A 26,685-nucleotide genomic window follows, 5' to 3' on the forward strand; every position below is an offset into this window, starting at 1 on the left:
TAGGTGTTGTCATCGGAATGCCTCGATTCGTTTTTCCTCAGATTATACCTGAATTTTTAGTTTTCAGACAGTCCCTAGTTAAAAATTTTAATTTCCTTGTTTAACGAACTTCAAAGCATTAAAATTTCATCAAAAATTCAATCTATGGTTATAACTATATTACAATTATTAAATAAGTAAATGATTTTCATTAAATAATCTCATAATTATATTTTATTTAGAGCATTTTAGTCGAAGTATATCTCTTTCATTGCAAGTCTTATCAAAGTATCATTTATATTGTTCGCTTTTTATTAATCTCATTTTTCGCTAATATTGTGGTACCTTATGAAAAATATTTTCCCAGATAATCTGCCGAATCTTTTTTAAAAAAACCAATTAATTGTCACTAACTAAATAACCATCGTTTAATTTAATAATTCTTATTTCTGGGCCATAAGCAGCACGCGAACTTGATGTCGCTTAAGATATTCTTTCATTTGATTTATCCTTGTTCTCACAATAATTTTTCGCCTAACAAATTAATAGTTGAACACTTCTTTCTTTTAACGTTAAAATTAAGTGTACTTTATTAGTTCTAAAAGTACTGTTTTTTTAAGTATTGCGTCATCAATAATCGAGGTGTATCTATATGAATGATGGTGAATTATTTAGAAAGCTCCGCCAAGAACGGGGGCTGACTCAAGCTCAACTAGCCCGTGGCATTACTAGTCGTACGGCGTTATCTTCTTTTGAACTGCGACAAACTGAAATTAGCTTGCCTCATGCAATTAAATATTTAAATCGCTTAAACATCACTCTTGAAGAATACGAATTCATCTATCGTCAAAAAAGCACCTCGAAAAAACATACCTTTTCTCAATATTTAGAGAATAAAGATACCACTGAGGCTGAAAAAAATAGCAGATTGTTATTACAACAATTCCAGAAAACTGGCGACAATTACTTCTTCTATTTATATGCTCAAAGTGAACTGCTCAATCAAGTGCAATATGGACAAGTATTTACAACAAGCTATGACCTCTTAGTGAATGAAATCAAAGCTTATTTGGATCACGTTGAAACCTGGGGGCCATTTTGAAATCATTATGTTCTCAAATTGTATGTACGTCTTCAGCTCGGAATACATTGCCCACATCCTCAAAAACGTGTTGCCTCTATCCGAGGAGTATCAAGAAACTATTTATTATTCAAATAATATTGTTTTACTGTGTCAAAATGGTCTTGGCCTAGGTATCCAACGACAGAATTCTGAACTAATTAAGCTGTTCAAGGAAAAAATATATGCTCTTGAAAACACCGATAATAGTACCATCAGTGCCATTATTCGACTTTTCTTTCAGGCAATTGATACCTTCAAAACATCTGCTGATAAGGCGCAATTAAATAAAAAAATAAATGATGTCTGGCAATTAATAAAACTGCTACACCAAGAAAAATGGCAACCAATTCTGCAAAAGTATTTAACCGACAATCATATGGATCACTTTTAAAATATGGCCTTAATAATTAAGCAGTGATCGCATCGCGCTAGCATGTGGTTGCTGTTTTTCTGATTGAAACAATTCTATTTCTACTTTAGATTAATTCTCCCAACTTACAACACATCAAAAACTTTTAACTTGACTTCGCGAAGTTTTCAAGCGGTCACAAACGGCGAGCCTAACCAGATAGCTAACGATTTTTATTTTGTTTCTATAAATAAAAGTTTTACCCCAGACTAATTTTTTTATTCAACTAGGCTATATTTGTTGTATACTAAGTTTGGCCGATTACTGTTTTAAATATCACCACGCCAGTGATGGCAGTTGCATCGCAGTTGTGTCACGCGAGCAACAGAAGGGGAGGTTTCTATGAAAGAAGCACCAAATACAGCCCATAAGCATAAATTAATTGAATATGCGAATGGACCCTCACTAGAGGAAATCAACGGTACGGTGGAAGTACCTAAGGGCAAGGGGTTCTGGCGAACATTATTCGCTTATTCCGGACCGGGCGCACTAGTAGCAGTTGGCTATATGGATCCAGGTAACTGGTCAACAAGTATTACTGGTGGTCAAAATTTCGGCTATCTATTGATGTCGATTATTTTAATCTCGAGTTTAATTGCGATGTTACTGCAAAACATGGCAGCTAAACTGGGGATTGTCAGCCGGATGGATTTAGCCCAAGCTATTCGGGCGCGCACTAGTAAAACCCTAGGAATTATTCTTTGGATCATGACTGAGTTTGCCATTATGGCAACAGATATTGCTGAAGTTATCGGTGCAGCAATTGCCTTATACTTGTTATTTCATATTCCACTAGTCATCGCCGTTTTCTTAACCGTTTTAGATGTTCTGGTCTTATTGTTATTAACTAAAATTGGCTTTCGCAAAATCGAAGCGATTGTTGTTTGTTTGATTTTAGTGATTCTACTCGTTTTTGTTTATCAAGTTGCCTTATCCAATCCTGATTGGGCCGCAATTATCAAAGGGACTATTCCAGCTGCAGGTGCTGTAGCAACCCATCCAGAAGTCGGGGGCATGACACCATTAAGTGGGGCACTAGGCATTATTGGCGCCACCGTCATGCCCCATAATCTTTACTTACACTCAGCCATTTCGCAAACTCGGAAAATTGATCATGAAGATGAAGAAGACGTGGCAACTGCTGTTCGTTTTAGTCAGTGGGATTCTAATATTCAATTGGGATTTGCCTTTATCGTTAACTCATTGCTCTTGATCATGGGTGTCGCTGTCTTCAAATCTGGTGCCGTCAAAGATCCTTCATTCTTCGGTTTGTTTGAAGCCTTGTCTGACACTTCAACTTTGAGTAATGGCGTGCTGATTACCGTTGCCAAATCTGGCGTACTATCAATTCTTTTCGCCGTAGCTTTATTGGCTTCTGGCCAAAATTCAACCATTACAGGTACTTTAACCGGCCAAGTCATTATGGAAGGGTTCGTCCACATGCGGATGCCATTATGGGCGCGTCGTTTAGTAACCCGTTTGATTTCAGTGATTCCCGTACTGATCTGCGTCATGATGACTGGCAAATTAAATCAGGTCGATCAACACGAAGCACTAAACAATCTAATGAATAACTCCCAGGTCTTCTTGGCTTTTGCCTTACCATTTTCGATGCTGCCATTATTAATGTTGACTGATAGCAAAGCAGAAATGGGCCAGCGCTTCAAAAACTCAACTTGGGTCAAAATTTGTGGTTGGATTTCAGTAATTGGGCTAACATTTCTTAATTTATTGAACTTGCCGAAATCTTTCACTGATTTTCTGGGTGACAAACCCAGTGCTGACGCCGTCTTGAAAGCGCATATTGGTGCTTATATCTCAATCGCCTTGATTCTCGCATTATTAGTTTGGTGCCTAATCGATCTTTATCATGGCAACCAACGTTTAGCTAAACATCAAGCTGAAGTCACAAAAGAATATCATGCACAGGAGGCAAAATAATGACCAGTGATTATCAGAAAATTTTAGTTGCAGTGGATGATTCTAGCGATGCCCTGGCAGCCTTTCAATATGCCCTCCATCGTGCCAAAGTTGATCATGCGGCTTTAGTGATCACCTCAATTCTAGAGTCCGCTGAAATGAATGTTTATCAAGTCTTGAATAAAGATTACATTCATGGTGAACGAGCAGCACTAGAACACCACGTGAATAACTATGTCCAGCTAGCTCAACAAGCTGGTATTACTAATGTCCGCGCCGTCATCGCTGAAGGCGACCCTGGTGAAACCATTGTCAAAACGTTAATTCCCAAGTATCAACCTGATTTACTAATTGTTGGTGCCGAAGCCAAAAAAGGGCTAGCTAAACATTTTGGCAGTCAAGCAGCCTATATGGCAAAACATGCCAACATTTCAGTTATGATCGTCCGCGAATAATTAACGTTACTAAATATAGTCAGGATACTTCCAATTTAAAGTTGGTTTGGGGCAGAATAGATGACAACTCCGTTGCGGCCGGCGGGTTGTGGAACGCAAATAGTGCCAAGTCTTCCCCAATTTGAGAAGGTGGTTGCTGGGCGATTTTGAGGGCGTGGAACGGCGTGGGCGTTGATTTAAGCTTTTTCTACGAAAAATCTTAAATACAAGCCTTATTCTAAACGGTAAACCGTTAAGAATAATTTCACACCTGACGCCAATCGCCCAGCAACCACCAGATAAAACTAACAGAATTGAGCACCACTGTAAGCAAACTAGATTGCAGTATACAACAAAGCCTGTGTGACAATCTTTCAAGATAAAATTGAAAGATATCACACAGGCTATTTTTATCTAACTGTTCATTTATTATTGCTGAATGAACTAAGTTGCTTAGTCTCACTACAACTGCCTTAATCACTAGCGACAGTTAGGATTACTAACTTAACTCCAGACGGAATGGAGGGATCTTGTCGTCAGGCGCGAAATTATTGTTGGTGCTTTAGCACTTACAATAAGCCTCGAATTTGAGATTTTCGAAGAAAAGCTCAAATCGATGGCCGCACCGTTCCACGACAAGCAGCCCGGAATGCAGTCAGAACCAATTCCGTTTCAACAACCTCACCGGCTTTAGTGTCTTTGAGATTTGGTTTGTAATTGGCTTAAATCGATGTCGGCCGCGTTCCACAACCCGCAGCCCGGAATGCAGTCAGAATCAATTCCGTTTTGACTGCTTCACTGGATTTTAGTACTTTGAGCTTTAGTCTGTAATTGGCATCAATCAGTGTCGGCCGCGTTCCACGACGAGCAGTCCGGAATGCAGTCAGAACCAATTCTGCCTTAACAACTTCACTAGATTTTGGTTTCCTTGAACGTTGTTTGGCGACTAGTTTCAACGCTTCACTAGTAAACTAATCACACTTAGCCTACACGCCAAACTCTGGCGCATAAACAACTGAGCCATGCAATGGCGGTGCTAACGTTAACAATCGACAAGCAAAGAAATTTGTCGCCGGAAAATCAGCAGGCACAGTTACGCCCAAGCTAGCTGCTGGCTGATAACCAAACTTACGATAATAATGTTCGTGACCTAAAACAAGAACATAATTATAGCCTAATCGGCGTGCTAAGCGATGTCCCTGTTGAATGAGTTGGCGGCCAATTCCTTGATTTTGATATTTGGGTAAAACAGCCAGTGGTGCCAACGCCAACACTGTTTGCGCACCAACTTGTGCTTTAGTAAATAGAATATAACCAACAATTTGTTGATCAATTTCCGCCACTAGTGACAACTCAGGAATAAAAGCCGCACTAGTACGCAAAGCGGCAACTAACTCTTGTTCATGACCATCTGAATATTCTGCGCTGGCAAAAGCTGTCGTTACGACCTGCTCAACTTGATGATAATCTTTGGACTGTTCTGGACGAATCAACATGCGTGAAACTCCCCTTAAATGTACAATAAATAAAATTAATTGGCTTATTCAGAAAATAGCCAAACTAGCCAGCAGCAAAAGGCGTTAAAGCAATTTAAGTGCTGGCGCCATTCTGGTACTAACTAGTTAACGCAGCGTGGCGGCCATTATCAACAGCTTCATGACCCGCCTATTTAAGCATCAATTAATTCTAGCACATTTAAGCTTAGTCACTAGTTTCTGACCACAAATTACAAAACTTCCTATTGGAATAACTGGGCAAACTCGCCATAACCAGCCGTCGCTAATTGACTAACTGGGATAAACTTTAAAGCGGCTGAATTGATGCAGTAACGCAACCCACCACGATCAGCAGGACCATCCGTAAAAACATGGCCTAAATGGGAATGCGCTGTTTGACTAACCACTTCTTGGCGAACCATTCCGAAAGAATGATCCGCATGTTCAACAACATTTTCTGGCGCAATCGGTTGAGAAAACGCTGGCCAGCCACAACCGGAATCATATTTGTCAGTTGAACTAAATAACGGTTGACCACTAACTACGTCTACATAAATACCAGGCTCAAAGAACTGATCATATTTACCAGTAAAAGGTGCTTCAGTCGCTGCCTTTTGCGTGACTTGATATTCTTCTGCTGTTAATCGTCGTTGGAGATCTGCTTGCGTTTCATTTTTAGTCATGGCAATTCCTCCCGAAAATAAATTGTAGGCAATCTTTTCTTGCTTATATTATTCTAATTAAATTACCAGCGAAAGCAATTAATTTGCTCTCACTGCCGATTGTTTCCTAACAAAGATTGACGCCAACCCGCCTTAACGCTAACATATCATTATGGGAACAATTGTTCTACCCACTGTTATTTTAACCAACAAGGAGTTTTTCAATCATGACGAAAATCGTCCAAATCAGCGACGTCCATCTCGGTTTTGCTTATGCCGGACTAGCTTACCCTCGTCGTCAAAAGCAGCGCCAGCAGGATCTTTGGCAAACTTTTCTTGACGCGCTTCATTATTGCCAAAAAATTGACGCCAAATTATTATTAATTCCCGGTGATTTATTTGACACCCCTAATCCTGACGCAGCGCTAGTGCAGGATGTCCAGGATGCCTTTCGTGAAATTGCCCCGATCAAAGTAATGATTGCCACTGGTAATCATGATTTTGCTTACGCTGGTTCCTGTTGGGACGACTCGCAAAAGTGGCCTGATAATGTCTTCATATTTAAAAGTGCTTGGACGCAATTAGACTTGCCCGAATTACAACTGACTGTTTGGGGCGCGGGCTTTACAGCACCCTATGCGAAAACAAGTTTATTGCAGCCAGTACCCTCACAACCAAATCATTGGCAAATTGGCGTGCTTCATGGCGATGCTTTCACTCCTGACCACTCACCTTATAATCCATTAACAACTGCGCAAATTGCTGCTTCAGGTTTAAACTGGCTGGCATTAGGTCACATTCACAAAAGAATTCAAGCTCAAGCTGGGGCAACCGCATATGCTTACGCTGGCACGCCAGAAGGCCATGGTTTCGATGAGCAAGGGGCCAAGGGTATTTTAGTGCTTGATTTCAAACCTGGCCAAACTCAGCCGACTGTTACTTTTCAACCACTTGCCCAACGTCAGTACTTAGAATTAAAGATTGATTTAAGCGGTCTGGATAGTAATCGTGCCGCCGCGGCCAGAATCAAAACAACTTTAGCAGCTAACGACGGCCCAGACTATCTTCGTAATCTCTATAAGATTCATTTAACGGGCGCCTTACCACCTAATGCGCTAATTACTGAAAATGGTTTAGCAGCACAGTTACCAGTTTTTGATTTACGTTTGCATAACGAAACGCATTTAGCTATTGATTATCAACAACTGGCGCAATTGGATACCCTGACTGGGAATTTTACCAAAAAAATACTAGGTAAAATTGAGCACGCCACTGACGAAACCGAACGTCAGCACTGGCAGTTGGCTCTGGATCTAGGCCTGCGCGCCTTTCAGGAGGACTTAACTGATGCGCATTGAACAACTTAATTTAATCGATTTTGGCATGTTCCATCAATTCGAACTTAAATTGGATCAGTCAGCGCAGCTAATCTATGGCGCTAACGAACAAGGGAAAACCACTCTACTGAGTTTTATGCTATTAATGCTTTATGGCGACCAAGGTCGTGATCGTAAGGGCCAATTAACTATTCGCAGCAAGTATCAGCCTTGGAGTGGCCGAGAAATGGCCGGTAGTTTAATTCTATCGGCTCGGCACCAACGCTACCAAATTGAGAAACACTTTGGGAAAACATTCAGCAAAGATACGACTGAAATTATTAATCTCAAGACGGATGAAATTGTACCATTACCACCTAAAGTAGAAGTTGGCGAATGGCTTTTAGATTTAAACTTAGCCGGCTTTCTTAAAACTGGTTTTATTGGCCAACCTGGGATTTTCACTAACGGTCAAGGCCAAGATGATTTAACTGAGAAACTGGTTAAGAATTTGACCCAAAGTGGTGATGAGGCAGTTTCAGCTAATGACGTCTTGGCGCGCTTAACAAGTGCCAGCACTGATTTACGTTCAAAATCAGGTAGTAAGGGCCAACTAGTGGCCGCTACTGAACACTTAACGCAACTTAAATTGGAACAACAAGCCACCATTGAACGTCAGACCGCCCAAACCGCCCAAGTTGAACAACTGCAGACGCTTAGTCAACAACGGCAACAACGCGATCAAATTCAAACCAAACTGCAACAAGATCAGCAGCGCCAACAAACTCAGCAACGGCAACAACTTTTGCAAGCAATTCAAGCTAACGAGCAGCAAATCCAGGCCCTTAAGGCGCTAAATTTTCAACCGGAACAAGTCACAACAGTCCTGCCGAAACTGCAACAATTAGTTCAAGATGCAGTTAATGCGCAGCAAGCTGCAGCCGTTTTAACCCAAATAAACGGTCAGGAGTTAAGCCTGCCGATTAGTGATGCCGACTATGCCGCGACAGCCAAATTACAACAACAAACAACAACTATCCAGCAATTGCAGAATTTCTTTCAGCAAACATTAACGCCAGCCGCTGATCAAGCACTAACTCAACAAGCAACTTGGCGTGAGCTAACTCAACAACAGAAACAACTAACAGCGCAATTAGCCACTGCCAACGAATTAAAAACCCAAGCAACGCAATTAAAAATCGCACAACAACAAAATTTACAACAGCAGCAACGTTACCAGGACCTCATTGACCTTGCGCAACAGCGCCAACCAACTAATAGCCGCACTGTGAAACAGGCCAAACAGCAACAACAATCCCAGAAATTCATCACAGGTGCTGGCTTAATCGTGTTAATCGTCGGGTTATTGCTAGGCTTGACTAAGTTTACCTTCGGCTATGTTTTAGCTGGTGTTGGGTTACTGTTGGCTGTCAGCAGTTTACTGCGTAAATCAACCACCACATCCTCTACAACTACCTATTCAGATTTAACCGAGCCAAAAAATGCTTTACAAAAATTACAGGCCCAAGCGCTAGAATTGCAGCAAAAAGTAGCAGCATTAGCGCCACAATTAGGCCAGTTAACTGCCACTGAACAACAGTTACAACAAGTGGTTAATCAAATTCAGGCGGCTCAACCACGCTTAGCCACTGCTTGGGATCGCTGGAATACAAGCTTGGAACAATGGCAAACGCAATTAGCCACAACTAAACTGACCTTGCCTGAACTAACCTTAAACACCACCGCCCTAACCGAATTAAAACAGCAACTAGCCCTGCAATTAGCTAATACACAACAACAACTGATCCAACAACTCCACGCAAAACAAGTTGCCGATTTTACAACTTATCAAGTGAACTATCAATTACAACAAAAAGACCAAGTCCAACAGCAACAATGGCATGACTTACAGGCGCGACAACAAACAACTCAAACCGCCTTACTAGATTACTTTCACCAAATTGGCCACCCAGAAATAACTAATCTGACGCAAGCACAACAGGAATTAACAACTTTAAACCGAGTCGGCCAGCTTTACCAAACGACTAAAGCAACCGTTGATAGTCAACGACAAGTAACTGGTATCAAAATTAGTGCAGCTGAATTAGCAACTAGTCTGAAAGTAAATCCTAATGCCATCAGACTAACAACTGACCAACGCCAACAACTCCAAGACCAATTGGCCAAGTTTCCTAGTGATCTCGATGATCAATGGTATCAGTTACAGCATCAACTACAAGGGGTTGGTCGCTCACTGGATGAAATCAAACATGACCTACAAGAAGTTACCGAAACAGTCACTCATTTACAAACTCGCTATCAAGCTTTAACATTGGCTCAAACAACACTGCAACAAGTTATTGATGAACGGCGAAAATATTTCGCACCAGCATTAAAAGAAAAAGCCGGTCAATATTTAGCAACTTTAACCGACCGACGTTATCAAGAACTGCTAATTCCGAAAAGTTTCTCCCTAGAGGTTCGTGATCAGGGCCGCTACCACGAAGCTGATTATTTAAGTAATGGGACTGCGGATCAAGCTTACTTAGCATTGCGCTTGGCAATTACTAATTTACTAACTAGTAAGCCCGAGCAAAGTAGTTTACCACTCCTATTGGATGATATTTTGCGTGAGTATGATGACACTCGGGCAGCAAATGCTTTGAGATTTTTGCACGCGCAAAGTCAACAGCATCAGCTCATTATGTTTACCTGTCATCAGCACTTAGCTGATTTAGCAGCCAAAAATGGCTTCTCAGTTCGTAAGCTTTAAAACCGGTGACGATGTTAAAACCGAATTGGTTCTGACTGCATTCCGGGCTGCGGGTTGTGGAACGCGGCGGCCGTCGATTTGAGTTAACTACAGATCCAAGTTCAAAAACACTAAAACCTAGTGAAGCTTTTGAAACAGAATTAGTTTTGACTGCATTGCGGGCTGCTTGTCGTGGAACGCTGCCGGCATTGATTGAAGCCAATTACAAACCAAATTGTCTCCAATACAAGCCTTTGTCTAACCGCTAAAGCGGCAAGACAAATTTGGCTGCTACTCGCAAGCTCGGGCGCAAATAAAAACCATTGGCTGACGACAAGATCCCTCCATTCCGTCTGGAGTTGAGTTAGTGATTTTCACTGTTGTTAGTGGTTAAGGCAGTGCTAGTAGGATTGTTCAACTTAATTCACTCAGCAGTAATAATTAGACAAAAATAGCCTGTGTGGCATCTTTCGGTTTTATCTCGAAAGATTGTTACACAGGCTTTGTTGAATACTGTAATCTAGTTTTCTAATTATGCTACTCAATTTTACTGATTTCATTTAGTAGACGCTAAGCAATTTTTCCAGTACTGCCTTAAGATCGTTTAAATCTAAAGTGGACCAAACTAGCTCAAAACGCAGTGGAGGCCGCCGGGTTGTCAGGTGTGAAATTATCCTTGGCGCTTTAGCGCTTAGGATAAGCCTCGCATTTGAGATTTTCGCAGAAAAGCTCAAATCGATGGCCACGCCGTTCCACAACCCGCCGGCCGCAACGGAGTTGTCCACTATTTTGCCCAAAACCAACTTTAGATTTAATCCGCTGCTTGCGTTCGTACAATCGCCCAGCAACCACCTCTCCAAATTGGGGAAGACTTAAGCACCATTCCGCACCGCGCTTAACTTTTGCTTCATTAATAAAGCTGCTTATCCTTCTTAGCAGCAAACTGATTGAATGGCTCGATAGTCAAATCGTGATCATGTTGCTCCATTTGCAACACTTGATTATCTTGACAGCCATTGGCAATGTAATGATAAAGATAATCATCACGAAAACCGATCGCTGCAGCATCTTGAGCCGTATTGCCATAGTAAACAGTTTTAATATTGGCCCAAATAATGGCACTTAAACACATTGGACAAGGATAAGCGTTCGTATAGAGCACGCACCCGCTTAAATCATGACTACCTAATTTAGTACAGGCTTGTCGGATCGCCATAATCTCGCCATGGGCAGTTGGATCATGATTTTCTAACACCTGATTGTGCGCCGCAGCCAAGACATGGCCAGCTCGAACCACCACTGAACCAAAGGGACCACCTGCACCACTTTGCACATTCCCCAATGCTTCGGCTGTGGCCTCACTCATGAAATTCACTTGATAAGTTGGTGCTACTTCTTGATTCTGTGCCATCGTAATCCTCCTTGATTTAACTAAAACCATTTAGTGATATTCTTCATTAGTTGCTAACACCCACATTTTAACTGAATTTTTTTCAAAAAGATAGCCTATTTATCAGCTGATAACAGCAAAGTTTAATTATTTTTCGCCAATAAAATTCAAAGCTTGTTCTGACCGCTCGCTGATTCGTCTTGCTAACCAATCAACAGGACTTAAAAACAATTGGAACTGCTTAATACCAAATCAGTGTGTCCCCAAAAGGCGGTTAACAGGTGAGCATTAACGTAAAAATAGCGGGTAACAAAAGGCGAGCAGCTGGTGAGTATTAACGTAAAATACCGAACAATTCGTCAGAATTGCTCGGTACTTTGGCGTTAACAGCAACCGGCTACTTTTTAAAAATGCGTTTCAGCAGCTAAGGTTCATCTTATTTTTTGAGTGAACAGCCTATTATCACAGCTGGTTCTGCCATTAGCTCACTGACGAAACGGTCAGCTGACCCTCCGTCAACGTAGCTGCTTGCGCCTATTTAAATCATCACGAATTTAACAGACTTGCAACTGATTCTTTAGTTGGGCAACCTTTTAAACAGGACTGTTAAAATCTTGGGTTTAAAACAATTCGTGCTTCACGATTAGCAGTTAAGTGGATTTTATTCTCCTGAACAATAATACAAATATCCTGATCAGCCTCAACTGCCAAGGTATTGTTCTGGAAAGTAAAGCGTAACAAAGTGCCATGGAAGCGTTGCGTGAATGACAGGTACGTCCAATCATGGGGTATTTTGGGTTCGACTAGTACATGGTTGTCGTAGAACTTCACCCCAGCGAAAGCATGTTCAATCACCGATAAAGTCCCGCCCATCACCCCAGTATGAATGCCTTCTGCAGTCGTACCACCTTGAATATCATCAAAGTCAGACTTAATTGCCGTGATCAAATATTTCAGGGCATGATCCAACTCGCCTAGCACCACGTCAACCGTTGCAAAAACTGGCCGTGAAACAGTTGAACCATGAACTGTTCGTATTAAATAGTAATCACGATTGCGCCGTAGCCAATTCTTCGGTAGTTGATAACCAAGTTGTGCTACCAACTGCTGCATCATTTTTTCACCTAAATTATAAACAGCCATTAATGCATCAGCTTGTTTATTGACTTGATACTCATTCGCCGACTTATCTTCGGACTTCAAAATCCGATCGATTCGATGAATATCGCCGTATTTTTCACGATAAGCAGCTAAATCAAGGTCTTTTAAGCCGAAATAATGTTGATACTGTTCAATCACACCTGCTTCATCAATAAATAGTGCCAAATTGCTGGCCACGTCGCTCGCTTTTTGTAATAAGGTCTGATCAAAATCAGCTTCCGCACAAATCTCGGCGAAATCAAGATCGGAGTTTTTACGCAAATCTAGTAACCAGTTAAGTGACCACACTAGCATGATATTCGTGTAGGCATTATCTGACAGGCCGCCAATACTAGTATTCGGATAAGCCTCGTGGAATTCGTCGGGGCCCATTACACCTGAGAGATGGTAGCGTTGACCATCATAAGTGACCTTATTCAGCCAAAACTTAGTGGTCTCCAGGAGTACTTTCAGGCCACCCTCACGTAGTACGTCATAATCTCCAGTAATTCGCGTGTAAGACCAGATATTATAAACAACTGCCAAGGAGACATGCCGTTGCAGACGAGAATTGTCTTGATACCAGCGATGAGTCAATGGATTAAGATGAATACTCTGCGACTGCTCATCCCCATACATCGCCGACTGCCAAGGATACATCGCACCATGTTCGTACTGGGCGTGGGCATTCTTCTGTGCGGCTGTTAAACGTTTTAAGCGATAGCGCAAAATATCTTTGGCTGTTGCTGGCTCCACACTGGCATAATAAGGGACCAAGAATAATTCATCCCAGAAAATATGACCGCGATAACCCTCCCCAGTTAACGCGCGGGAACCAACTGATGCATCTAAATCCTTATTTGCTAATTGCTGAGCTGCCTGATGAAGATGGAAAATATTCATCCGCACTAAACGTTGCAGATCTGGATCATCACTATCGATTCTCACATCTGCATCTTTCCAGAAAGTCTGCCAATGTGCTAAACTAGTCGCCTGAATTTGGGCAAAGCTGCTGTGAGACAATCCCTTCATTACGACTGGTAATGGGTGCTCAGTCTCATAGCTAGTTGCCACTGCCATCACCCGCTCAATGGTGAAATCTTGTTGAGCTGCCAGATTTATTTGTGCTTGATCAACCACATTATGATCAGGATAGGTGGTCGTGAAAGTCGCCTGTTGACTTGTTGTTTTCCCACCAACAGCTAACGTAATCTTTGACTGATTAGTTTCGGCATGAACCAGATGATCAGTAGCTTTAATAACGTTAAATTCTTGACTATTGAATTCACGATAGCGCTGAACATTTTGATTCTTGATTTGGCTATCAACCAGCAACTGTACTTTTACTTGGGCAGCGAAATCAAGTCGAATATTTAACTTCAAGGCGAGCTGGTGATAATGAACGGGATCGCAAACCTTGACAGTATCTAATTTCAAGCGTCCGGCTGCTAGCTGATACTCGAAATGTTCAACTAGTGTTCCTTGATCCATATTCAGGCAAGCCTTACGTTGATCATAGGGTGCAGTCAGTTCTTGCCCGTCGATAAAGATTTTCACTAATTGTGGATTAGGTAAATTCACCATATCCTCATTCACAATGCTACGATGATTAACCATGGTTGTCGTTTGGTTGAAAATTCCAGCCACGTACAAACCTGGATAATGATCCTCACTAAATTGGGCGGTTACTGGCGCCCCCCGCCAGCCAAGATAACCATTTCCCAAAGTTAAAATTGACTCCTGACCATAAGATTTTGGTCCTTGGGGAATATTTTGATAAACAATTTGCCAATCTGTTGTCATCATAAACTCCTTATTTAGTTAACAGCACCTTTAAAGACATTCTTCTTCTGCGCGCCTTTGACTTTGTCAAGATCTGCATCAGTAAAGCCCCAGAAATAAACACAGAGGAAAGAAACAATTAAGGTCGCTGCTGAAGCAACTAGGAAGACCCAAATATTATTAGGATTGGTCTTTGAGAAGAAGGATGGGAAACCAATTAGTGAACCAGTAAAGCCAAACATATCAATGTGGAAAAGTCCGGCAATGAAACAACCAACAGTACTCCCAATACTAGCTGTCCAGAAAACATGCCCGTATTTCAAGTTGATCCCGTACATTGCTGGTTCAGTGACGCCGGCGAATCCTGAGAGTGCGCCTGCTAATGCCAAGCCCTTAATATCTGCGCGTTTTGACTTAGCCCAAACAGCTAATGCACCAGCACCTTGAGCAATCATTGTAAAGTTGATCAAAGCATTAAGCACGGAATGGCCGGTCATGGCAATATCGTTGGAAACAATCGGTACAATCATCCAGTGCAGCCCGAAGATAACTAAGGTCTGATATAAAGCCCCAATGACTAAGCCAGCAATTGCTTCATTGGCCGTAACTAAGAAGTTGATTCCTGTTGCCAATGCACTTGATAACAGGGAAATCACTGGGCCCATTAAAACTAACACAGCACTAGTCACAATGAATAAAGTAAACAATGGTTGGAAAATTGCCCGTAAACTTAGTGGTAAAACTTTCTTTAGCCAATTACCAACTGGGCGTGCTAGCCAAGCAGCAAAAATAATTGGGAAAATTGAGTAAGTGTATTGTGGAATGTGAATTGGTAAGCCGAAGAAAGTTGCATTTAATGGAATTCCCATTAATGTAGCCATCCCTTTAGTTGGTGCCGCCCACAAAGCAGCAATCGTTGGATGCACTAACACCCCAGCAATAGCAGCTACTGTAATTGGTTCTGAATGCAACTGCTTTGCTGCTGTATACCCTACTAGAATTGGTAAGAAATAAAATGCCGAGTCGCCCATTGCATTAATAATAATAAAGGTGGTTGATTTCGTATCGATCCAATGCAAGTTAAAAGTAAAGAGTGTCAGAAAACCCTTTAAAATACCTGAAGCTGCTAACAGTCCAATAATTGGAATCATGGAACCAGTAATCGTCCCAATTAATAGCTGGAACCCACGAGTAATCCAGCCCCATAAACTAGTTGGCCGTTGTGCTGCTGCTTGACCAGCAGTTTCTCTGATTGCTTCCTCTGTGGCTGCCTCATCAGCAAATCCAGGTCCCAATTGCTTAATAACTTCATCGTAAACATCAGTCACTGCTGGACCAATAACAACTTGGTACTGACCTAAGCCAGCATTGTAGATTGCACCAGCAACACCCGTCAAATTCGAAATTTTATCAGTTTGGGCCTTGGTCTCATCCTTCAAATAGAAACGTAGCCGTGAAATACAATGAATCAATTTATTGATATTACTTGGTCCCCCGACCAATTCAATAATTTGTTTTGCTAAATCACTATAGTCTGTCTTCGCCATAATAACTCGCTCCCCCTCTTACTTGACTGTTGCGCTACCCGCGACAGCCCCTTGATTGATTTCGCCATAATTGGCCTGAAATTGATCCATATTAGTCTTTGAATTCGTGATTAATACCATCACTGTATCATCTAAATTATTTTGACTAATCATTGACCAATCAACTGTTATTAATTTCTCCCCCGCGTGAACTTGCTTGCCTTGTTTAATGTGAACAACAAACGGCGCACCCTTTAAATTAACTGTATCGATTCCAACATGAACTAAGAACTCCAAGCCATCATCCCGTTGAATACCGAAAGCATGCCCTTGGGCCACTGTGACTACCCCATCAACTGGTGCCACTACTTGGTCGTTTGTTGTATCAGGCGTAATTGCGAAGCCCTCACCCATCATTTTTTGTGCAAAAACTGGATCAGATACCTTGCTAAGTTCAATTACGGTACCAGCGACTGGCGCTAAAATATTGTCGGTATGCTCGTGCTTTTTAAAATGAAACATGTCCATTTCCCCCTCATCTGAGTCCGAATAATTTCGTATCATCTACCAATAATTCCTAGACAAATTTAAACTACCAAGTAAATTTACCTAAAAAATCAATTCATGAAAAATTAATCCTTGGTTAACTTTGAATTTATTCCCTGACAGATCAGTTATGAATGCTCTGCCTTCTTGCAAACTCAACACTACTGAATTTATCAGCACGATGGCGTGACTCAGTGTAACCCAAAACGCGATTGTCAGCTAAGTGCGTTTCACTGCGGACTACCACCATTGAGACACTTTGGTTAACCCCTAAGTAACAACAGTCATTATCATTAGCAGGTTCAATCGTGATGTGTTTGACAGCATAGTTGATCTTCAAATTAAGGTTCTTCTCGAAATAGTTGAATAACGAGTACTGTGCGGCCACTGCTGGCACTTCAGGAACAACTTGCTCATTAACGTAGTCATAGTCAAGCGTCACTGGCACATCATCAACCGTTCGCTTACGTAAGATCAATTGCGCGCGCATGCCCGGCGAACCGAATAATAATTGTTCCGGTACCAAAACATGATCTTGAATCGCAATCAGGCTATTCTCTGCTTCCAAGCCATTAGCTTCTGCGACTTCACGATAACTTTCAACCGAAGAAATCGGAAAATTTAGTCTTTCCGTATTCAGAATCAAACTACCTTTACCACGAATCGTTTGAATATAACCTTCGTTTGATAACAAATGAACCGCCTTACGAACGGTTTACCGAGATACTGTATAGCGCATCACCAGCTTCTGATCGCTAGGCAATAAATCCCCCTCTCGTAATTTCTTCGACTTGATATCTGACAACAAATCATTATAAATCTTTAAATATTTTTTCATGATTCCCCCCTGCTACAGTTTCCTGCAGCACATGACTAAAGCCTTTTTGCGTCAGAGCGTCTGATCAATGCAATTAATAATCTAGCAGATTATGGCCATAAATGAATTGTCCACAACACGATGGCTAGACAAGTTTATTAATTTGCTTAATCAAGATTACAGGCTAAAAAATTATCGGCGCTGCTTCCCACCTTTTGTATCATCCAAAAAGTGACCTTCAACTAACCGATTAATTGTTCCTATGTCTAATCAAAGAATAGCGTTACTGCTTCCCCCCAGAAGTAAGTAACAGTAATCAACAATGAAAAACCAAAAATAATTCTCAGCAACAAAAGATTTACCTGAACGACATTAGCAGTTACAGCCGCACTTTTAACTAGTCTTCGCCTTGACTTTCAACCAATTAAAATTAGTGACAGAATGTAACCCCTATCAACAAAAATAGAATAGCATATGTCTAGTTAAGATGACAACAAAAAAGCACTTACTTTTTTAGAAAAGCTTCTAAAGTAAGTGTTTTACTAACAAAAGGTTCGTGTAATTTTTATCAATTAAACAATTAAATCGCTATCAATTCTTTTTAAAATTGCCCATTCACTAAGTGTTCAGGCAACGAATTAGCAAAAATTAACACTGTCATCAGTTTAAAAAAGGCCGGATTTAGCCTCATAAACTTTTTTAACTAGGCGCTAAATATGTGCGATTATTTTTTAAAATTGAAGTGGTCATGTGACATTAGGTCTAACTGCAAACGATGTCACCAAAGCAACCGACCTTTACCACTATCAACTAGGAAACACCCTAAAATATTTGACTGCTCAGATTTGAAAAGGTTCTTAATTTAATCGCTGACGGCGAATATCCTGTGAACTCCGCAGCCAATTACGCAGTGTTTCATCAGAAATATTAAATTGCGTTTTAGCTGTTTCAGCGAAATGGTTCCAGGCCTCTGTTTGCTTCTGCTGATCATGGCGGCCCCAACGTGCTTGTCGAAAATATTCGTGGACCAAACGATAAAAAGCCCGCTGATCATCCGTTGATAAACCGGCAAATCCTCTTTTTTCTGTAGTGGCCATCTTTTCCAGTTCGCTGAAATCAGTATGCTCCTGGCCATGCTTCATGAAAGATTGAACCGACAAAGCAATCAATAGTACCAAGACAACATGCGGCCAAAAGTAGCCCACGGGAATCAAAATCAAATAGAGAATGCCAGAATCCCAAAAATTGGCACCATAAATAATATTATAGATGACTCGTAAATCACTTTTTTCAGTATACTTGTCACGAATAATAGTTCGCGTCATCATTCGGAAAATCAAGGAAATAATCAAGCACAGCCCACTGTATAGCATCACATTATAATTAGTCGTGGCCGAAGTCATCAAGCGAGTAAAAGTCGGAATCAACGATAAGAAGAATAAGAAAATCAAGTCCAAAATCACAATCGCATTCGGTACTTGTTCGGCCTCATTAAATGTCACTGCGTGTTGGTACCAAAGATTAGCAATGAAACAGAAACTAACTGAATAAATTCCGATCGATTTAAATAATTGTAAATAAACCACAGCGCCATGGCGCATCGTAATTGGCAATTCCAATACCATCACCGTAATTAAAATAGCAATCACAGCATCACTAAAAACATCTAGTCGTTCTTTTAATTTCTTCTGCATCCCTATCACCCCAAATAATAATCGTTTCTAGTGTACCACGGCTAGCCAACATTTAGGGTCTTTTCGTAAAGCAATCGCGGGTATTATCACCAGTGGCATTGTCAAGAATAAGTCTTGAAAAACGTCAGTCTGCCAAGTGCTAGGTTTGATAGAAGAATTGACTTATTTTTAAGTAATGGCGACGTGAAGAAGCTGTGAGATCAGTCCTGTGATCAAAATAAAATAGACTTTAGTAGCGGAAACGGCTGCTCAAAAAGCAACCGAATCCAGTTAATCGCCTTTGATCACGCGCTGGCTTTGTTGATTATAGCTGACCACTTTAATTGTCAAAGTAGGTGTCATTGTTAATCTTACTTTGGTGATTTTACTATTTTCGGGGTTTAAGGGACTTAACTGATCCGGCGCAAAGCGGGCAATTAAAGCGCGAATATTAGCGCTGTGCGATATTAGCAACACTGGCCGATTGCTTTGATTTTCATGAAAGATGCGTTGTAATCCCGATAAAAAGCGCGTCCAAAATTGGGCACTGGTTTCGGCCAATTGAGCTGGGTCAACGGCTGCCAGGAAATCCTGAGAAGTATCAACTGAATAATGGGCGACCAAATCAGCATAATCACGGTACTGATGGCTCTGCGCAATTAATTGCCAAGTAGCCGTAACATTTTTACCTTCAAAGGCACCATAGAAATGTTCGCGTAAATCGGCCCAACTAATTACCGGTAGCTGCCACTGATTGATTTGCTAAATCTGGGCTGCACTCGTCATTGCTCGTGCAGTATCACTGGTATAAATTTTTGAAAAAATTAGTGGTTGCAAAATTCGTGCAGTGATTGCTAATTGCTGCTGCCCATGAGCCGTTAATGGTGTATCACTCCAACCTTGAAACTCATCGAAAATATTAAAATAGGTTTCCCCATGGCGGACCAGATAAACTGTGACTTCCTTCATCAGAATTCCCTCCTTATCATTGACCTCAGTCTACAACATCCCCTTCAAAAACACCGTCAATTAACTTTAACAGTGGTGCCGTGGTACCATTTAACAATAAATCAAATTATCGGTTAGCCTGCCCGTAAATCATCTAACGCCAAAAAAGCTGGTAACATCAGTCACGTTATCAAAGACAAACCAAATTTTAGCTTCTCCGTGTTCTCAAAAACAGTCGGCTCCGCTTAACGACAAAATCCCGAGCAATTCTGACGAATTGTTCGGGATTTTACGTTAGTGCTCACTGTCTGACCGCCTTTTACCACACTGTTTGACATTAGCACTCACTAGCCAACTGGCTTGAGACAGCCGTTATTTTCACCGGGTGCTTTACTGACGGGTCTATTTTAAGCGCCAATCATCGCAATTAAACCTGACTACCTACTTTTGATCAGTTGCGGGTTTTCTTTTACCGCGACCAATCAAAATAAATGCTAACGTTGCTAAAATAACAATTGCCGCACAGAAGATAAACAGCACTGGATAGGACAATGATTCAATAATTAGGGCACCAATTAAGGGACCCACGGCCCGACCTGCCGAAGCAGCCATCGTCACCAAGCCCTGATATTTGCCTTTTTCTTGGTAAGAAGCCCGCTCGTTAACAAAAGTCGAGACTGCTGGGAAGGCAATCACTTCGCCAATTGTCAAAACAGCCATTGCTAAAATAAAGAAGGCATAGTGTTTCGCCGTTAATAAAATCGCGAAAGATCCTGTGAACATGAAGAAGCCAGTATAAAGGCGACCACGTAAATGTTTTAATAAATAATCATCAAAATGAGTCAATAATGGTTGCAAGGTGACAATCAAGACAGCATTAACTGTCCATAAGAAACTATAAGAACGCACTGTCATTCCTAAATGCAGCATATAGGCAGAGATATTACTTTGCCACTGCTCATAGCCGACCCAGGCCACAAATAACATCAACAACAATAAATAAATGGGTAACTTTTCACGGGTGCGCCCATCACCAGTATCCGTGACCTTACTACGGCGAATAGCTTGCTTCGCTTGATTTAGATTGCGGAACGTCAACAACGCCACAATTAAGAACAACACAAATAAAATAAACGCTGTTAAAAAGACATATTGGATACCCAGTGGCAAAATAAACCCAACCACTAAGGAACCAAAAACCAAGCCTAAATTACTAGTAAAATACAGGACATTAAAAACATAACTCGGCTGTTTACTACGCACTAATGTCGCGATTGAGTTGATACAGGTCACCACAATCCCGTTACCCAGCCCGAGGATAACTAACAAAATCGCATAAATTGGCCACCCATGCCAGAAAATCAATGCCCCTGCTGAAGCAGTCGCAATCACGATTCCGGCCACAATTGTCTCATAAGGTTTCCAATGATCAAATAACCACCCGCCCAGGTAATTACCGATAATGGTGGCTACTGAGTTAATCAATAATACCAGACCAGCCACGGTCAAAGTTTCGTGTAAATATTCATGCATGTAAATCGTGGTCAATGGCCAAATAAAACTAATTCCTGTGTTAGTAATCAACGACCCCAAAAATAACCACTTTAACTGAATTGGATCCTTCCGCAAAACGTCCGACTCTCCTTAAAAAACTGCTGTTTATAGCGTATCGCGAACCACCTAAAAAAAGCAAGCTAATATACACAATTTTTTTATAAAAGTTAGTTGGCGATCACTCAACAATCAGCAAACGTAACTAACGGCATGGTGAAGCATTACGATAATTTATTATATGGCAAAATCGGTCTACAATGAACTCATCATCAGATAAAAAAAGAGGTTATACTTATGAAATTTTCTAAGATTAAGGTAAATGGACTCAACGTTTTCTATCGTGAAAGTGGCTCGCAGGACAAGCCAGTATTCTTATTACTACATGGCTTCCCCACATCAAGTCAAATGTTTCGTAATCTGATGCCACTACTGGCCAATGATTTTCATGTGATTGCACCGGATTTCATTGGTTTTGGACAATCTGCTGCACCACGGCATACTGAATTTAATTACACCTTTGAGAACTTAACTAATTATGTGGACGATTTCCTTAAAGTTATGCAGATCAACCAGTTTTATCTATATGTTTTTGATTATGGTGCCCCAATTGGTTTCGAATTAGCAACTCGCCATCCCAACAGCATTCTTGGAATCGTTAGCCAAAATGGTAATATCTATCAAGCTGGTTTAGGCGCGAAATGGGCTGAGCGGGCAATCTACTGGCAGCACCCAACTGCAGCTTTACGTAAAAGCTATCAAAGTGCTTTTGCTCCCGAAACCATTAAGGGCCAATACCTAGGTGGTGAACAACCTGACAGTATTTCACCTGATGGTTACACTTTAGATATTCACTACACGGAATCACCGGACTATGCTGAACGTCAATCAGACTTAATTTTTGATTACCAAAATAATGTTAAAAATTATCCTAAGTTCCAGCAATACGTCCGCGACTATCAACCAGAAATTTTGGCTGCTTGGGGTAAAAACGATCCTAGTTTTGTTTATCAAGGTGCTGAAGCCTTCAAACAGGATGCGCCTAACACTGAGGTTCATTTACTTGATGGCGGCCACTTCGTTCTTGAGTCACACTGGCAAGAAATTGGTAAATTAATTCTGGCTAAATGGGCTTAAGAACTTTTAAATATTAACAATTTACGCTGACGTTGCTAAGCTGGTAACGACCTATGCAAAAAACCGTCATTTATCACAACATAATCATGCTCAAGGTGACAAAAGACCGTCACCTTTCACAACATAATTGCGTTCTAGGCGGTAAATGGCTATGGTTAACTCAAATAATTGCTTGATCTGGTTGCACCAGCTCAAGCAATTATTTGAAGTTACCCTACGCCAAAAGCCCACCGCCTGCCACAGCTTGAACACAAAAACACCACTTCTGGGCAGGAAGTGGTGTTCTTTTCATTTTAAAGGGGAGGAGTAAAATGAAGAAAATTAGTAATTTGGGTTTTAGGGTTTTGGGCTAGAAAGCTTAGTGACTAGCACTAAGTAACTTTCTATATTGATAACTATAACCTCATCCCATGAAAAACTAATGTCTTAAAAATGGTATTGCCATGATTTAAATGTGACTAAAACTTGAAGTTTGTTACTTAACTAGTGTGACTAATGATTACGGGGAATAATCATTGGCTGCGACCTAGCTAATTGATCACTAGTCAGTGGCTAGCCAGCTTTAGAATCATTATATGACGCGTAGTTGCTGGTAATCGTGAGCTTATCCTCTGCTTTGCAGTAATATGAAACTCAGGTTCAAAATTTAGTGCGGGCGCTGAAAACAAATGAATCAAATTGCTTAATCTAGGCCGGGCCCTAAATCTAGCTTGTCGTTCACTTATTACCACACCTAAGCAACTACGCCGTGGTTTTAACTAGTTTAATCCTCGTCATCTTCGTCAACTTCGACTAAGTCTTCCCAAGCCGTTTTACCAATCAAGGCCTGTAATTGACGAGTCCGATGATTATTACTACCACGCAAATTGATCAAGAAGTTAGCCAAGGCTGGGCGATTTTCACGTTGGGCCAAAATAATTGCCCGATCAATAAACATATTGGCTGTTGTGTAGTCATGAGCTGTTTCGTTAACTAAATCAGCTGCTGTAACATACTTCAAACGTGCGTCTTCACTCATTTTAGTATACTTCGTGTATTCAGCAACAGTTGCGGGTGGTAATTCATTTTCATCAAGAAGAATGGCACCTAGGTCATCTAACTGTTGGCGATTTTCTTGAATTAAAGTTTCATAAAAGTCCTGTAATTGAAGCGCCTGGGCACCCTTTACGAACCAGACAGCTTGATGAAGTTTAACATCAAAGTACCACAGGTTAGCAACAATGTGGCCTGCCATCGCCCCAGCAGTTGGTTTGTGATGATCAAGATCAGCTTGTCTTAACTCAGCTTGATATTTAGCGTCGATTTCAGAATTAAAGTTCATGATAATTCCTCCTTGGAATTGAATTTATTTAGAATGACTGAGCCTAGCTTGCAAATTGAACTCAGTTTGATTTTGACATTTAGAAAATAATCTGATTAGAGATCTTTTACTTTAACGCCTTGCACTTCGTAGCCTAACTTCGTCACAACATCACTTAAAGCGTCAGCACTAGTCTGGGAATCATCAATTTCAGCTTTGACTTTTCCGGCATTGAACAACACTTTAATGGTGCCAACACCTGGTTGTGCTTTCAGCGCACCTTCAATTTTAGTTAAGCAAGATGGGCAAGTTAAAGCATCTAGTTGTAAAATAACTTTCTTATTCATAAAACATAACTCCCTTTCATATCTGATAAATTTAGTATACGAGGAAAACTTCTTTAAAAAATTGACCGTGGTCAAGTTTGCTAAGCTTTTTAAAATTAATTTGTTTGCGTCATTGCTTGTTGTTGGACGTCAGGATTATTTTTAACTGGCGAACCGCCGAAGTGAATTAAGCGCATGGCGTTGAAGATCACCACTAAAATACTAGCTTCATGAACAAACATCCCACTGGCCATGTAGATGAAGCCAGCAACTAAACCTAACAGTAGGAAGGCCACAACGGCAATGGCAATCACCACGTTTTCTTTAGTATTGAGCACCGTTTTCTTCGCCAAACGATAAGCGTGAACTAACGAAGTGAAATTAGATTGCATCAAGACCACATCAGAAGTCTCAATAGCCACATCAGTGCCGCTACCCATGGCAATCCCAATATCAGCTGTCGCCAAAGATGGGCTGTCATTAATACCATCGCCAACAAAAGCAACCTTTTGACCATTGGCTTGGAATTGTTTAACAAATTCGACTTTTTGATCAGGTAATAATTCAGCGTGAACTTCATCAATGCCTAATTCATTAGCTACATAATCAGCCGTCACTTGATTATCACCGGTTAACATGACTAAGTGCTTCGCGCCAGCGGCTTTTAATTTAGCCAATTGGGCTTTTACTTCTGGACGAATAATATCCGCCACACCAATCAAGGCAGCAATTTTACCAGCAACAGCGACAATCATGGTTGAGCTACCAGTAGCTTGTAAAGCTTGCAGATCAGCTTGTTGGTCAGCTGATAACGCTAGCTTGTACGTCGTCATTAATTTCAAGTTACCGACTAGCACTTGCTCGCCATTAATTTCGGCAGCAATTCCTTGACCCTTTAAAGTTTGATTATTGCTGACCACCAAATCCTGGTAAGCCACATTTTGATTATCGGCATATGTTAAGACTGCGCGACCTAAGGGATGATCAGATAAAGTTTCCATTTTAGCGGTTAACGCCAATACTTGAGCCGCATCAGTGGTGTAGTTTTTAATTTCGGAAACGGCAGTCTTACCTTGAGTCAACGTCCCTGTTTTATCAAACACAAAAGTATCAACATGGGCGAAGGTATCCATTGCTTCGCCACCTTTAATTAAAATGCCGCGTTTGGCACCATTACCAATACCTGCCACATTAGAAACCGGGGCGCCGATTACCAAGGCACCAGGGCAGCCAAGAACTAAAACAGTAATTGCTAACTTGAAGTCACGACTAATGATGAAGACGGCCAGTGCAATCAGTAAAACGGCTGGCGTGTAATATTTGGCAAATCGATCAATAAACTTCTCAGCGTGAGACTTGGTATCTTGCGCGTCCTCCACTAGTTCAATAATTTTAGCAAAAGTAGTATCATCACCGACTTTAGTGGCTTTCACTTGTAAATAACCATCGCTTAACATGGTGCCTGAAAAAACTTGGTCGTCAGTCGTTTTCTTAACCGCCCGCGACTCACCAGTCACCGCCGCCTCATCAGCGTAACCACTACCATCAACGACCACACCATCAACTGGAATTGCAGCACCTGTTTTAACTAAAACGCGATCACCTTTTTCCACGTCATCGACGTCAACGGTTTCGGTAGTGCCGTCGTCCTGTAAAACTAAGGCCGTCGTTGGTGTCATTTCGGTCAGCGTCTTAATTGAAGCCCGGGTTTTGTCCAAGGTCTTCTGCTCGAGAAAGTTCCCGAATAAGAATAAGAACGTGACGATTGCTGATTCGTTGTACTCGCCAATAATGAAAGCCCCAATGACGGCAATCGTAACCAGCAGTTCAATACTAACAACCTTAACCTTCAGTGCTTGGTACGCATGAATTGCAATTGGAATAATCGCAATGACACTAGCAATTGCTAAAAGAATGTTCGCTCCTAATTGGAAATGAGCTAAGTATTGTAAGGCCAAACCAGCAACAATTAAAGCGCCGGTTAGCCAAGTGATTTGTTTGGTGTGTTTCTGGATATACATTTGAAATTTCATCTCTGCCACCTCAAAACCTTTCGTAACATTTAATGACTTTAGTTTACCGAGTTGGTGGTCTTAATAAATTGACGGTGGTCAAGTTTTTGAAAACGATTTGATTTTATTGCAAATTTCCGACAATATGTAAAAGAACTGTTTTAAGTCGCTCCCTAGTTTGTTGGCGGCAGGGGCCCAGCGATTGAATGGGCGTGGAACATGGTGGGCATCGATTTGAGCTTATTGCTTTCAGCAACAATCTCAAATGCGAGCCTTATTCTAAGCAATAAATTGCTAAGAATAATTTCACCATTGACGCCAATCGCTGGGCCCCTGCCTGGATCAAACGGTTTAATTGAACACCACTCATAGAGAACCAAATTGATGTGACCTAATAACCAGATTGACAAGTTATCTAGAGTTGCGGGCCATCATTTAGAGAGCTG

Annotated in this window: 20 protein-coding genes and 1 pseudogene; 7 read left to right on the forward strand and 14 right to left on the reverse strand. The window is 41.2% G+C overall.

Annotation, left to right across the window (positions count from 1 at the left end):
• Window positions 1-631 precede the first annotated feature (631 nt).
• The 4 genes from EKM81_RS00825 (at window position 632) to EKM81_RS00840 (ending at window position 3,886) form a co-directional block, all read left to right on the forward strand.
• Entirely contained in the window at window positions 632-1,081 is a 450-nt protein-coding gene (locus EKM81_RS00825) for a helix-turn-helix domain-containing protein (RefSeq protein ID WP_125646986.1), read from the forward strand.
• Complete coding sequence (locus EKM81_RS00830; protein WP_125646989.1) at window positions 1,032-1,493, forward strand: Rgg family transcriptional regulator; 462 nt, start codon at window positions 1,032-1,034, stop codon at window positions 1,491-1,493. The genes EKM81_RS00825 and EKM81_RS00830 overlap by 50 nt, the downstream gene beginning before the upstream one ends.
• Window positions 1,494-1,853: 360 nt before the next feature.
• Complete coding sequence (locus EKM81_RS00835; protein WP_125646992.1) at window positions 1,854-3,452, forward strand: Nramp family divalent metal transporter; 1,599 nt, start codon at window positions 1,854-1,856, stop codon at window positions 3,450-3,452.
• The gene (locus tag EKM81_RS00840; RefSeq protein ID WP_125646995.1) at window positions 3,452-3,886 is read left to right on the forward strand and encodes a universal stress protein; all 435 of its coding nucleotides are present in this window, start codon (window positions 3,452-3,454) and stop codon (window positions 3,884-3,886) included. Before EKM81_RS00835 ends, EKM81_RS00840 begins: the two co-directional genes overlap by 1 nt.
• Window positions 3,887-4,851: 965 nt before the next feature.
• On the opposite strand, the gene EKM81_RS00845 is transcribed toward EKM81_RS00840, so the two are convergent.
• Together EKM81_RS00845 and msrB are read right to left on the reverse strand one after the other, a co-directional pair.
• A complete protein-coding gene (locus tag EKM81_RS00845) occupies window positions 4,852-5,361 on the reverse strand; it encodes a GNAT family N-acetyltransferase (protein WP_125646998.1) in 510 nt (169 codons plus the stop codon).
• Between the two features lie 242 nt (window positions 5,362-5,603).
• Entirely contained in the window at window positions 5,604-6,044 is a 441-nt protein-coding gene (gene msrB, locus EKM81_RS00850) for a peptide-methionine (R)-S-oxide reductase MsrB (protein WP_125647001.1), read from the reverse strand.
• A gap of 206 nt (window positions 6,045-6,250) precedes the next feature.
• Here msrB and EKM81_RS00855 point away from each other — a divergent pair, with 206 nt between their 5' ends.
• Both EKM81_RS00855 and EKM81_RS00860 read left to right on the forward strand, forming a co-directional pair.
• Window positions 6,251-7,381 carry a metallophosphoesterase family protein gene (locus tag EKM81_RS00855; protein WP_125647004.1) on the forward strand — a complete coding sequence of 377 codons (1,131 nt, stop codon included), beginning with the start codon at window positions 6,251-6,253 and terminating at the stop codon, window positions 7,379-7,381.
• Window positions 7,371-10,112 carry an AAA family ATPase gene (locus tag EKM81_RS00860; protein ID WP_125647007.1) on the forward strand — a complete coding sequence of 914 codons (2,742 nt, stop codon included), beginning with the start codon at window positions 7,371-7,373 and terminating at the stop codon, window positions 10,110-10,112. The genes EKM81_RS00855 and EKM81_RS00860 overlap by 11 nt, the downstream gene beginning before the upstream one ends.
• A gap of 889 nt (window positions 10,113-11,001) precedes the next feature.
• Here the strand turns inward: EKM81_RS00860 and EKM81_RS00865 are convergent.
• The 9 genes and pseudogenes from EKM81_RS00865 to EKM81_RS00905 all read right to left on the reverse strand — a co-directional run bounded on the left by EKM81_RS00865 (window position 11,002) and on the right by EKM81_RS00905 (window position 21,542).
• The gene (locus tag EKM81_RS00865; protein ID WP_125647010.1) at window positions 11,002-11,502 is read right to left on the reverse strand and encodes a nucleoside deaminase; all 501 of its coding nucleotides are present in this window, start codon (window positions 11,500-11,502) and stop codon (window positions 11,002-11,004) included.
• A gap of 585 nt (window positions 11,503-12,087) precedes the next feature.
• Window positions 12,088-14,427 carry a glycosyl hydrolase family 65 protein gene (locus tag EKM81_RS00870; RefSeq protein WP_125647013.1) on the reverse strand — a complete coding sequence of 780 codons (2,340 nt, stop codon included), beginning with the start codon at window positions 14,425-14,427 and terminating at the stop codon, window positions 12,088-12,090.
• Between the two features lie 11 nt (window positions 14,428-14,438).
• Window positions 14,439-15,950, reverse strand: coding sequence for a PTS transporter subunit EIIC (locus tag EKM81_RS00875; protein ID WP_225420135.1), 1,512 nt, complete (start codon window positions 15,948-15,950; stop codon window positions 14,439-14,441).
• An 18-nt stretch (window positions 15,951-15,968) separates the two neighbouring features.
• Window positions 15,969-16,451: a PTS sugar transporter subunit IIA gene (locus EKM81_RS11300; protein ID WP_225420136.1), complete on the reverse strand. Its 483-nt coding sequence runs from the start codon at window positions 16,449-16,451 to the stop codon at window positions 15,969-15,971.
• A gap of 148 nt (window positions 16,452-16,599) precedes the next feature.
• Entirely contained in the window at window positions 16,600-17,169 is a 570-nt protein-coding gene (locus tag EKM81_RS00880; protein WP_125647016.1) for a UTRA domain-containing protein, read from the reverse strand.
• Window positions 17,170-17,190: 21 nt separating this feature from the next.
• Window positions 17,191-17,313, reverse strand: a complete 123-nt coding sequence (locus tag EKM81_RS11540) for a GntR family transcriptional regulator (protein ID WP_125647019.1) — start codon at window positions 17,311-17,313, stop codon at window positions 17,191-17,193.
• Window positions 17,314-18,149: 836 nt separating this feature from the next.
• Window positions 18,150-18,986: a TMEM175 family protein gene (locus tag EKM81_RS00890; RefSeq protein ID WP_125647022.1), complete on the reverse strand. Its 837-nt coding sequence runs from the start codon at window positions 18,984-18,986 to the stop codon at window positions 18,150-18,152.
• A gap of 270 nt (window positions 18,987-19,256) precedes the next feature.
• Window positions 19,257-19,934, reverse strand: a pseudogene (locus EKM81_RS00895) (histidine phosphatase family protein).
• A gap of 420 nt (window positions 19,935-20,354) precedes the next feature.
• Complete coding sequence (locus tag EKM81_RS00905) at window positions 20,355-21,542, reverse strand: MDR family MFS transporter (RefSeq protein ID WP_125647032.1); 1,188 nt, start codon at window positions 21,540-21,542, stop codon at window positions 20,355-20,357.
• A 219-nt stretch (window positions 21,543-21,761) separates the two neighbouring features.
• On the opposite strand from EKM81_RS00905, the gene EKM81_RS00910 reads away from it, so the two are divergent.
• Window positions 21,762-22,601, forward strand: coding sequence for an alpha/beta fold hydrolase (locus EKM81_RS00910; RefSeq protein ID WP_125647035.1), 840 nt, complete (start codon window positions 21,762-21,764; stop codon window positions 22,599-22,601).
• 763 nt (window positions 22,602-23,364) lie between these two features.
• Here EKM81_RS00910 and EKM81_RS00915 read toward each other — a convergent pair.
• The 3 genes from EKM81_RS00915 to EKM81_RS00925 all read right to left on the reverse strand — a co-directional run bounded on the left by EKM81_RS00915 (window position 23,365) and on the right by EKM81_RS00925 (window position 26,260).
• Window positions 23,365-23,922, reverse strand: a complete 558-nt coding sequence (locus EKM81_RS00915; protein WP_125647038.1) for a ferritin-like domain-containing protein — start codon at window positions 23,920-23,922, stop codon at window positions 23,365-23,367.
• A 95-nt stretch (window positions 23,923-24,017) separates the two neighbouring features.
• On the reverse strand, window positions 24,018-24,248 hold the full coding sequence (locus EKM81_RS00920) for a heavy-metal-associated domain-containing protein (RefSeq protein WP_125647041.1): 231 nt from the start codon (window positions 24,246-24,248) through the stop codon (window positions 24,018-24,020).
• A gap of 95 nt (window positions 24,249-24,343) precedes the next feature.
• Window positions 24,344-26,260 carry a heavy metal translocating P-type ATPase gene (locus tag EKM81_RS00925; RefSeq protein WP_125647044.1) on the reverse strand — a complete coding sequence of 639 codons (1,917 nt, stop codon included), beginning with the start codon at window positions 26,258-26,260 and terminating at the stop codon, window positions 24,344-24,346.
• Window positions 26,261-26,685 lie beyond the last annotated feature (425 nt).

The sequence above is a fragment of the Lapidilactobacillus gannanensis genome, assembly GCF_003946675.1.
In the GTDB taxonomy this organism is placed as follows: Bacteria; Bacillota; Bacilli; order Lactobacillales; family Lactobacillaceae; genus Lapidilactobacillus; species Lapidilactobacillus gannanensis.